This window comes from Okeania sp. SIO2F4 (genome assembly GCF_010672385.1).
Lineage (GTDB): Bacteria > Cyanobacteriota > Cyanobacteriia > Cyanobacteriales > Microcoleaceae > Trichodesmium.
In genome coordinates, this window is sequence record NZ_JAAHGT010001141.1 from 1 (window position 1) to 2,714 (window position 2,714).

At 33.5% G+C, this 2,714-nt stretch carries 5 protein-coding genes; all 5 read left to right on the forward strand.

Features of this window, described 5'->3' with window-relative positions; genetic code table 11:
• The first annotated feature begins 276 nt into the window (after positions 1–276).
• The gene (locus F6K22_RS38085) at positions 277–525 is read left to right on the forward strand and encodes a DUF7226 domain-containing protein (RefSeq protein WP_293110051.1); all 249 of its coding nucleotides are present in this window, start codon (positions 277–279) and stop codon (positions 523–525) included.
• Positions 526–703: 178 nt separating this feature from the next.
• Positions 704–793: a DUF7226 domain-containing protein gene (locus F6K22_RS43720; RefSeq protein WP_483244195.1), complete on the forward strand. Its 90-nt coding sequence runs from the start codon at positions 704–706 to the stop codon at positions 791–793.
• Positions 794–856: 63 nt separating this feature from the next.
• The gene (locus F6K22_RS38090) at positions 857–1,060 is read left to right on the forward strand and encodes a DUF751 family protein (RefSeq protein ID WP_293110052.1); all 204 of its coding nucleotides are present in this window, start codon (positions 857–859) and stop codon (positions 1,058–1,060) included.
• Between the two features lie 499 nt (positions 1,061–1,559).
• Positions 1,560–1,937 (forward strand): PadR family transcriptional regulator, encoded by a 378-nt coding sequence (locus F6K22_RS38095; RefSeq protein WP_293110054.1) that lies wholly within the window; start codon positions 1,560–1,562, stop codon positions 1,935–1,937.
• Between the two features lie 441 nt (positions 1,938–2,378).
• Positions 2,379–2,714 (forward strand): cofactor assembly of complex C subunit B (locus tag F6K22_RS38100; RefSeq protein ID WP_293110056.1); only part of this gene is annotated, 336 nt, incomplete at its 3' end.

Below are 2,714 nucleotides of genomic sequence, written 5' to 3' on the forward strand. Positions count from 1 at the left end.
TTTACTAAGTAAATATTACAATAATAGTAAGCATTCAGCGGTCAGCTATCAGCTATCAGCTTCATTACTTTTAAAAGAGGAAAAAGTAATAAGCGAGGTTTCAAAGAATTAAAAGTATGGGTAAAACTCCATCAGTTAACCTTAAAAGTCTATGGGGATACATCGTTCATTTTCATTGCTGTTTGCGTAGCATGACCTAGGAAAAGCTGACTGCTAATAGCTGAATGCTTACCAATAATAATACTGTTTAGAGTTGAATTTTTATCTAACAAAGCCATGGAAGAATTATTTAATGAGGAAATACAAATAATTGACATAAATTTACTACTAACCAAGATTAAAATAATTCCTGAACCACAAGAAATTCCGTTTCCACAAGCAGATAGATTTGACAGACTAATAGACTTAATCTCCCTACTATTAGAAAATGATTTAACTCCAAATGAGATTACAGAAAATTATCAGTTTTATCAAATAAAAACAAATTATTATACAAGCGCCGGAATATATTTAGGTCTCATATAAAAACAAGGAAAAATCTTTACATTAACCGATGAAGCCAAAGATATTTTGCGTCAAAAACATAAATTAAAATATTTAAAATTAATCGAAAAAAATTTTGGCATACAAAGTATTTAATCAAGCATTTAAGTTGTCTTGACAAATTGCTAATATTCCTTCAAAAAAGCAAATTACTAAACTTATGTCTGAAAGTAATTTAAAAATCACAAATACAACAATAGATAGACGAGCTTCTACTGTCAAAGGATGGATATATTGGATTTGGTCATAAATTGACTAATTAGATATTAAACTAATAATATTGTGTAGAGTTAAATTTTTATCTAACAAAATCATGCAAGAATTCTTTAACAATGTCTCACGTTACCCAAGGTACTTTATTACCGTCACCCTGGGAATATTCTTCTTTCTATTTGATAAGCTCAAGCCACTTTTAAATAAACCTATTACGGCGATCGCTCTCATTGGCTTAATTATTGGGATATTTACTTTCCTAACCTTAACTCTACAAGCTATGTTAGGTATAAATCCAACTTAATTAACCTCAAAACATAAACATTCAGCTATTAGCTATTAGCACCTGAGCCAGAAAAATGAAATACAAATTAGTGTAACTCATATCAGTCTCTAAAATTATTCCGAAAAAAATCTAGAAATTGTTTGGTAGATCACCTCCGGTGAACTGATGTGCTTTTACTCATTCTGTTCATTATCCCTCAGTATTTCAATATTGATTTAGACATACTTGATCTGCTCAGAAGCTAATAGCTGATAACTAACGATTAAATGCTTACCGAATAATTAGGGTTTAAAGCCTCTCATTTAAAGGAGAAACAAGAAAAAATTTTCATGATTAGTCAATCCTATCCGTTTTCCAGAAGAGGTAATAATTAATAATTAATAATTAATAATTAATTGTTGAAAGCATATCTTACTTTTGCCTTTTGACTTTTGCCTTTTGACTTGATTCTATAATGAGTGGTCAGTCTAATGATTAGCACGATAGATTGGAAGGTGGAGTGAGTGGGTAAATCCAGATGACTTGTTTCGAGGACATTTATCAATTTTTCCAAAGTCCCCCTCCGGTCTATCTAAATAAAGAACTAGCGGTGTGCTATATCCTATCTGTATTATTGCAAAGAGACTCTTATGGAACTGAATTGATTGGTCAATTAGAAAGGGACTATCCTATTTATCGACTTTCTGACACTGTGTTGTATAGCGCTCTGAAATTTCTGGAAGACCAAGGGACAATTATTGGCTATTGGAAAAAGGTGGAAGGAAGAGGACGTCCACGGAGAATGTATCAAATTATTCCCCAATGGCGACCTCAAGCTATAGATTTGGCAAGACTTTGGTATGAATATACTAATCATGCTCATATTCGGCCTCAAATTCAACCATCCAGCTTTTGACATCCTCCCCGCCCTAAAGGAACGGGGAAACAACTGAGCCGTAGATCCTCGGTGGGTTGACGTTTCATTGACTGCTGCTGACTTGACGCCAGTCTTACGCTTCCCGAACCGTTCGTTTAATGTCTCGGACTGCCCCCCGCGACAACAATACTATAGCTTATGTCTGCCTATTACATCATATTAGTCGCCCTATAAGGGCGAGGCGCATACCGCAATTTTTCAGTAATATAGATCGTATAGGAAATTAGGTGGGGGCAACTTTGCTGCTATTTTTGGCCAAATACTGAAAAATATAGTGTTTTTGTGCCAATTTTTCAATTATAAAATCTAAATATAAATATAAGCCCTAGCTGATCTTAGTCACAAAGCAGCTAGTCTTTTTTTTTCTTGTAAACTATTGTAAAAAAGAAGACATTAAAAACAATTGAAATCTAAAATTGTATGAATAATACAGCTCTAATCTCGTCATTTATTCTGACATTTTTATCTAGCATTGGTCTAGTTTTTTTTATCAAGGCATCAGTCAAACCTCGGACTAAAAATCTGAAACTGATAGCTGAACAGGAAGCTGACTCACTTTTAAAGCAGCTAAAAGAATATTTTAGCGATCGAGCTTACCGAATTGTTGATGTTAATTCAGCTCAGAATAAACTTACATTTGAAGGAATAGTTCGTCCTAGTTGGTTTTTGGCATTTTTCTTAACCCTATTAGCAGCAGTAGGTGCTTTATGTTTTGGGTTGGCTGTATCAATGTTAGTTCCTGAATTTGGTCAATAC

Bases quoted from the DNA above. Each gene is read 5' to 3' on its own strand.
- F6K22_RS38095 (WP_293110054.1), top strand. From the start codon at position 1,560: ATGACTTGTTTCGAGGACATTTATCAATTTTTCCAAAGTCCCCCTCCG.
- F6K22_RS38085 (WP_293110051.1), top strand. From the start codon at position 277: ATGGAAGAATTATTTAATGAGGAAATACAAATAATTGACATAAATTTA.
- F6K22_RS38090 (WP_293110052.1), top strand. From the start codon at position 857: ATGCAAGAATTCTTTAACAATGTCTCACGTTACCCAAGGTACTTTATT.
- F6K22_RS43720 (WP_483244195.1), top strand. From the start codon at position 704: ATGTCTGAAAGTAATTTAAAAATCACAAATACAACAATAGATAGACGA.